Origin of the sequence: Methanocalculus sp., assembly GCF_029762515.1 — an archaeon.
Classification (GTDB): domain Archaea; phylum Halobacteriota; class Methanomicrobia; order Methanomicrobiales; family Methanocorpusculaceae; genus Methanocalculus.
The window spans coordinates 1-6,164 of the sequence record NZ_JARVGN010000100.1; the positions used below are offsets into that span (position 1 = coordinate 1).

Below are 6,164 nucleotides of genomic sequence, written 5' to 3' on the forward strand. Positions count from 1 at the left end.
AATATCCGAGATGAGGCCGACAGGTGTTGCTCCCATCACATAGACATCACGGAGGGTTGCCCGTGTGGCATGAAAGCCAGCAAGGAATGGATAGTCCGAGAGGCGGGAATGCATGCCGTCTACAGTGGCGATGATGTACTGTCCCCCTGCCTGAACCACTCCGCCATCATCCATCTCTGAGACGCCGACCGATGCACCTGTATCCCCGATGATTTGAGCGATCTTCCGGTGCGCATAGAAGTCACCTGTTCCACGGGATCCAACACCAAACTCACCCATGGAGACGCCAGCCTTCTCATAGGTGAAGAGATCTCCTTTCAGCCCCTCAGTGAGCCTTACTTCCTCGATTGCGGCAGCGGCAAATGCCCCGGCATATTCCGGAGTGAGATCTTTTATCTCAAGGATCCGGTCGCGGAGTCGGATGCGCAGGTCATCATCTGTGCATTCTTCAGCCAGATGCCTGCGCACATATCCCTCTATATCCATATACGATTCTGTTGATCGGGAGGGGCAATAAAGGCGTGATCCAAGTGCATCTGAGATGCTGTAATGATACTGTTCTGGCGAACCGGAGCGCACGCACCTGAATCGCAACTCTCATGATGTGGGAGGGTGAGAGTTCTACTGATATGACTGCTCCACTCCCCCCCACTGCCTGTACGATCGCCGGCTCGGATCCGAGCGGGGGCGCCGGGCTTCAGATCGATCTGAAGACCTTTGCCGCATATGGGGTCTATGGCCTCTCTGTCGTAACCGCAGTCACCGCCCAGAATACCCGGAAAGTTGCGGGGGCATGGGTGCAGTCAGCTGATTCTGTTTCGGCACAGATTACCACCCTCTGTGAGGAGTTCTCTGTCTCTGCATGGAAGACCGGGATGCTTGGGAATACTGCTGTCATAGAGGCTGTCATTGACTCACTCCCGCCGGGCGCTCCGCTTGTCCTCGATCCGGTGATCGTCTCGACAAGCGGCCATCGGCTTATCACCGAAGATGCTCTTCTGCTCCTGAGAGACGGGCTGATCCCGCGGGCAACAGTCGTCACTCCAAACATCCCTGAGGCGGAGATTCTAAGCGGTATTGCGCCGATTCGCTCCCTCGAGGATATGCGGGAGGCTGGCTTGGTCTTCCTTTCATATGGCGCTGATGCGGTTGTCCTGAAGGGCGGGCATCTGGGAAGCGGAGATGCTTCGGTAGATCTATTTATGACCCGGAATGGAGAAGAGGCGTTCTCTGCCCCGCGATATCCCTATGAAGTTCATGGTTCGGGATGCTGTTTTGCTTCTGCAATTGCCGCAGAGCTCAGCCTGGGACGGGATCTTCGTGGGGGAGTGGCAGGTGCCAAACGCTTCATCGACGGTGCAATCCGGGAGGCAATCCAACTTCCTTCAGGGGGGGCGGTGCCGGATCCCTTCTGGGAGTGGCCGGCTTCCAAAAGACAAACCGATTCTTTAATCTGATCCAATTAACCATCATCACTATAATGGATGCAACCGATCATGCCATCCTTGACGCGCTGATGGGGGATGCCAAAATACCGCTGGCGGACCTTGGGAAGCGGCTCTCCATTGCTCCATCGACGGTCTTCAAGCGGATCGAGCGGATGAAGCAGGAAGGCGTGATCGAGCGGTTTACGATTGCGGTCAATCCCGAGTTCTTCCCCCGCCGGCTGGTATCCTTCCTCTCGATCAAGGTTGATCCCGATTCCGCAGGAGATCTCATTACCTATCTCGCAGGGAAACAGATTGTGCGGGAGGTCTTTGAGGTGCTTGAGCCAAACGACTACCTGATAAAAGCGGTGACATCAGATATTTCGGAGCTTAAAAACGATCTCATTCAGCCGCTCCAGGCACATCCCGGGGTTCGAGAGGTAAATACCATTCTGGCAGTGAAGAAGATTAAGGAGCAGACATATGTTGGTTAAGGCGTTCTGTTTGGGTGATTGGCATGGCTTTTGAATTACTTCATGGATTACTTGCGATCATCACCCTCCTGATGGGTGCGGCATTGAATGTGCTTGTGTACCTCAGCTATAAGCGTGTGAAGGATAGAACGCTCCTCCTCTTTAACCTGGGTTTGTTCCTGCTCGTGATTGGCATCGTCTTCTCGGATATGGTGGCAATTGTACAGGGGGAGACGGCCATATCGTACTGGTCTATTGTAATTGCCCGTCTCTTCCAGATCGCAGGGATTGGGTGCATGATCACCGGTGTTGTCAGATAGGAATGGAGATAGGGGTAGGGATAGGGATAAGGAGCCTTTGGAGCCGGGATAGAGGTTTTTGGGATGGGTTTTGGATCTTCGTTTGCACGTGACTGGACGATCAGCAAGACCTCCAGGTTCTTTGGAAAGAACCGGATCGCCGATCCCCTCCTTGCCCGTCTTGCCGAAGATCCATCTCCTGAGATCCGTGAGGCTGTTTCCCGGCACACTTATTCACTCGGTCAGGAGCATGGTTGTGGATTCCGGGAGCGGGTGCAGGCAGAGGATATCCTCACTATTGTCGAGAGCTTCCTGATCACGATCGGAGTTCCCTATGAGCGGAAGGGCAATACTCAGATTACTATCCGGACTGATTTCACGATTCCGGCCGATCACCCCCTATGTACCCCTCTGATTGCCGGCGCTTATCTGCGGGGGCTCCTTGCCGGGCTCCTTCCGGACTGGGTCTCTGAGGAGGCGGATGGGGCGATCCGGTACCTAGCGAGGAAATAAATAATCCTCAATAAACTTTTAAGGAAATAATATTTCCTCCGACCGTATATGAATGGTTTTTCTTTCTCTCTGCACCTGGTGACATAGTATTTATATAGTTCATCTCCCATTGACTCATCATACACACCGGAAATCCAAAATGGCTCTCCGGTGATGTGAGGTGAATGATTATGTCTATGAAGAGAAATGACGATGCGGTATCACCGGTTATCGGTGTTATCCTGATGGTCGCCATCACGGTGATCCTTGCTGCAGTCATTGCAGCGTTTGTCTTCGGGCTCGTGGGCAATGTCCAGGGCGCGAAGGTTGTTGGGTTGACGGTTCAAGATAATTCAACTGCAGGAATTATTACATGGCAGGGTGGCGCTGATATGTCATCACTTGTCAATGTTACATACACATTGAATGGTGGAAGCCAAACTGAATTTACTCCTCAGCTGCATACACCGACTGTTGGATCTTCCAGTACAATTGGTTCATCAATCACTGGAAGAAAATTAATTATTATTGGCAAATTCTCAGATGGTTCAGAACAGGTCATATTTGACAAACAGTTCTGACCATAATACCCCTTCTCTATTTTATAAACCCCTCAACTATCCCCGCGGCTTCCTTCTCCCGCTCTCCCCCGCACTTCCTTGCAAGCGCCAGGTGATGCCGGATCAGCCACTCCAGTTCGGGATCGTGGTTCATGATATACCGGGTGCCGTGTACCGCCGCCTCGATGATCGCATTGAAGCCCCGGTTTACGGGATGGATTTGGCATTCCAGCACCTCTTCTTTGATCGGGGTGAGGAGGATGCTGTATGCCTCGCTGCTTTCAGCGATCACCTCTGCCCTGAAAGCAACCCATGCCTCGGCGGCGGCGAGGCGATGCATCGGGGTGCCCTCGATCGTCTCGGTGGTGAAAGCTGTTTCAGGGAGATCACCGAATGCAGACTTAACATAGATCACCGGATCAAAGATCAGGTTTGCGACAAACCAGCCGTCCCTGATGATATTTTCAGCAGTATGGCTCCCTTTAAAAAGGGCGAGGGTGTAGCGACCCCCCCGGAGGATGACGCCCATAGGTGCGGCATTCATGTGGGTGGTGCCGATCACCTCGTTGATTCCTTCCAGAAGGATGCTATCATGCATGATGCTCTCCTTCCGGGTGGTTTCATCAGGGGGATGATTGTTTATTGGTCCCATTGCCATCCCTCGGTGAGTGCGAGATAAATCCCGGCGATGGTGATGTCCGCAAGAGATCCGGGATTGATGCCGCGGCGGATACACTCCTCATCCATTGAGGTGACCGTCCGCCGCCCTGCCTGCACCTCCTGTGCCATCGCCATCGCCTCCTCAGCAATTGTTGCATTGAACTTCTTGGCGATGAAGGTATCCATCTCCTCTGACATCAGGCGGATGAAAAGAGGACTGATAGATCCGGCACCGCCGCCTGTATCATGGAGCCGATCTGCAAACCTTCTGGTCAGAGTGTAGCCTTCCACCCATTCACGGCAGATCATGTCTTTTGGTGCAGAATATGCCATCACATCGAGGAGAGTCATCCCGTCTCTTCTGATCTGCTCAATCGACTCGGGATCATTTACATCCAGCCCGTCAGTTTCGATCACCCGGACTTGTGTCTCTGCAAATGCACGATAGAAGAGGACAGCATCGTCAACCGTCGTCTCCTTGATCAGCCGCAGAGCGCCCGGAATATCTCGTCCGGCGATAAGCGGCAGAAGAAGAATAAATGCCCCGAAATGGGTGTTGCCGCCGGAATGGCAGTTGGTCCTGACAACTGCATCATAGATCCCCTCCCCGATACCGAATTTTCCCCCCTCAACTGCATCAAGGGTGTGGCGGCAGGCGATCACAGATGCAAGAAAATGTTCGAGCCGGGTATCTTCATAATCATGGCAGCGGTCGACATTCCCCGGCTTTGAATATGCCGTCACCTCAAGCATCATTGCGAGCTGTGCAAACTCAGCACGGGATGTCGGCGGGCACTTCATGGAAGATCTCCTCCATTATCTTCTCGGCAAGTCTCCGTTTATACTTCATATATTCTGTCTTCTGGATATTCAGATTCTTAAGTGTCATGTCGCGGAACATACAGGGAGTTGAGGTTTTACAGCACCAGGCAAGGCTCCCAAAACAGGTGTGTGCCCCCTCCTGAAGAGGCGTATTCAAAACAGATTGTTGTTTTAAGTGGACATACGATTCCCGTCCCATGTCGATTCCTTTCAGAACCGGGAGCAGGGGGCACTCCTTCACCGGCATACAGCAGAATGCAAGAGCCCTGAGATCACCTCCCCGGCAGAGCTGCTTTGGTGCGTTATACCATCCGGTTTCATCGGCATATCGTCGGATCGCAGCATCCAGCCCTTTCAGGGTATGGAGATCGGCTTTTCGCGCAACAGAGACGAGATCCGCACCATGGGAGAACTGCTCCATCACCCGGTCATATGAGTGCATTGAGTTATTTGCAATTATCTGTAAGGGGCAGGAGTTTCTGATCTGGCGGATCTTCTGGTACCCTTCGTCCATCAAGTCAATATGAATGATATCAGCACCGGCTTTCCAGAGTGTTTTTGCCAGTGCCCGCTCGTCAGTGTGTCCGGTACGAAGCTTCACCGAGACGCAGATATCAAATTTTTTTAAGGCTTTTACAATCGAACAGAGATCATGGTGGTGGGTGAGCAGATGCTCGCCTGCACCTGCCTTGATCATCGGCAACTGGCGGCAGTGTGCATCTATTTCATAAACTGCGATATCCCCAAGCTCATCAGCGAGTACTTCAAACGATGCAGCAGATGATCCCCGGAGATTGATGCCGGGCACAATGTCTGATCCCTTCAGCTTCAAGACTTCAGCCCGGATCCCTTCAATAGGATCTGGGAAGAAGAACTCGGCTCTCCCGGCTTCGGCAAGATCGTGGCTTGCGAGTACCGTCTCTTCATCGATGGAGAAACCCCCAAGGAACGCAGCACCGATATGCCCACCTCGCTCAAGTGCATATGCAGCATCCACCATTCCGGCCATGGATGCCAGTGCAATGGGTGTCCTGACGATCTGCTGGTTCATCAGCAGCTCAAACCGTTCGTATGCCTCCATCATAGATTCACTATAATTAGAAATGATAAGGGATAGTAGTTTGGATCTCCCTCTCTCAAACCGAATCGATAATACTTTTTACCTATAATTGTACAACTCTAGTATAATGGCTAAGAAAGGCTTACTACTGGTTGGACATGGGAGCAAACTCCCGCACAACAAGGAACTTGTCGAGAGCACCGCCGCTCTCATCGCCGCGAAGAATAATGGCTATATCGTCAAGGCAGGGTTTATGAGCATGAATGAACCCTCTGTAGAGGAGTCAATACAGTCGTTCTCACAGGAAGATATCGATCTTCTCGTTGTTGTTCCGCTCTTCCTCGCAAAGGGTGTTCATATCCTCAAGGATA

General features: G+C 52.3%; 10 protein-coding genes. 6 read left to right on the forward strand and 4 right to left on the reverse strand.

The window, feature by feature from the left end:
- Positions 1 to 486 (reverse strand): AIR synthase related protein (locus tag QCH34_RS04910; protein WP_366898349.1); only part of this gene is annotated, 486 nt, incomplete at its 3' end.
- Between the two features lie 143 nt (positions 487 to 629).
- Here QCH34_RS04910 and thiD point away from each other — a divergent pair.
- The 5 genes from thiD (at position 630) to QCH34_RS04935 (ending at position 3,272) form a co-directional block, all read left to right on the forward strand.
- Positions 630 to 1,457 (forward strand): bifunctional hydroxymethylpyrimidine kinase/phosphomethylpyrimidine kinase, encoded by an 828-nt coding sequence (gene thiD, locus QCH34_RS04915; protein WP_300331032.1) that lies wholly within the window; start codon positions 630 to 632, stop codon positions 1,455 to 1,457.
- Positions 1,458 to 1,480: 23 nt separating this feature from the next.
- The gene (locus tag QCH34_RS04920) at positions 1,481 to 1,921 is read left to right on the forward strand and encodes an Lrp/AsnC family transcriptional regulator (RefSeq protein ID WP_300331035.1); all 441 of its coding nucleotides are present in this window, start codon (positions 1,481 to 1,483) and stop codon (positions 1,919 to 1,921) included.
- Positions 1,922 to 1,944: 23 nt separating this feature from the next.
- Complete coding sequence (locus QCH34_RS04925; protein WP_300331040.1) at positions 1,945 to 2,220, forward strand: hypothetical protein; 276 nt, start codon at positions 1,945 to 1,947, stop codon at positions 2,218 to 2,220.
- A gap of 63 nt (positions 2,221 to 2,283) precedes the next feature.
- Positions 2,284 to 2,712: a hypothetical protein gene (locus QCH34_RS04930; RefSeq protein WP_300331045.1), complete on the forward strand. Its 429-nt coding sequence runs from the start codon at positions 2,284 to 2,286 to the stop codon at positions 2,710 to 2,712.
- 176 nt (positions 2,713 to 2,888) lie between these two features.
- Positions 2,889 to 3,272, forward strand: a complete 384-nt coding sequence (locus QCH34_RS04935) for a type IV pilin N-terminal domain-containing protein (RefSeq protein ID WP_300331050.1) — start codon at positions 2,889 to 2,891, stop codon at positions 3,270 to 3,272.
- A 16-nt stretch (positions 3,273 to 3,288) separates the two neighbouring features.
- Here the strand turns inward: QCH34_RS04935 and QCH34_RS04940 are convergent, their stop codons facing one another.
- Genes QCH34_RS04940 through QCH34_RS04950 form a run of 3 tightly spaced genes read right to left on the reverse strand, consistent with a single transcriptional unit; the run spans position 3,289 to position 5,817 of the window.
- Complete coding sequence (locus QCH34_RS04940; RefSeq protein ID WP_300331053.1) at positions 3,289 to 3,849, reverse strand: DUF447 domain-containing protein; 561 nt, start codon at positions 3,847 to 3,849, stop codon at positions 3,289 to 3,291.
- Between the two features lie 41 nt (positions 3,850 to 3,890).
- Positions 3,891 to 4,712: a triphosphoribosyl-dephospho-CoA synthase gene (locus QCH34_RS04945; protein WP_300331056.1), complete on the reverse strand. Its 822-nt coding sequence runs from the start codon at positions 4,710 to 4,712 to the stop codon at positions 3,891 to 3,893.
- Complete coding sequence (locus QCH34_RS04950) at positions 4,684 to 5,817, reverse strand: methanogenesis marker 9 domain-containing protein (RefSeq protein ID WP_300331059.1); 1,134 nt, start codon at positions 5,815 to 5,817, stop codon at positions 4,684 to 4,686. The genes QCH34_RS04945 and QCH34_RS04950 overlap by 29 nt, the downstream gene beginning before the upstream one ends.
- Before the next feature lie 103 nt (positions 5,818 to 5,920).
- Between QCH34_RS04950 and QCH34_RS04955 the strand changes: the two genes are divergently transcribed.
- On the forward strand, positions 5,921 to 6,164 hold a 244-nt coding region (locus QCH34_RS04955), incomplete at its 3' end, for a CbiX/SirB N-terminal domain-containing protein (RefSeq protein ID WP_300331062.1).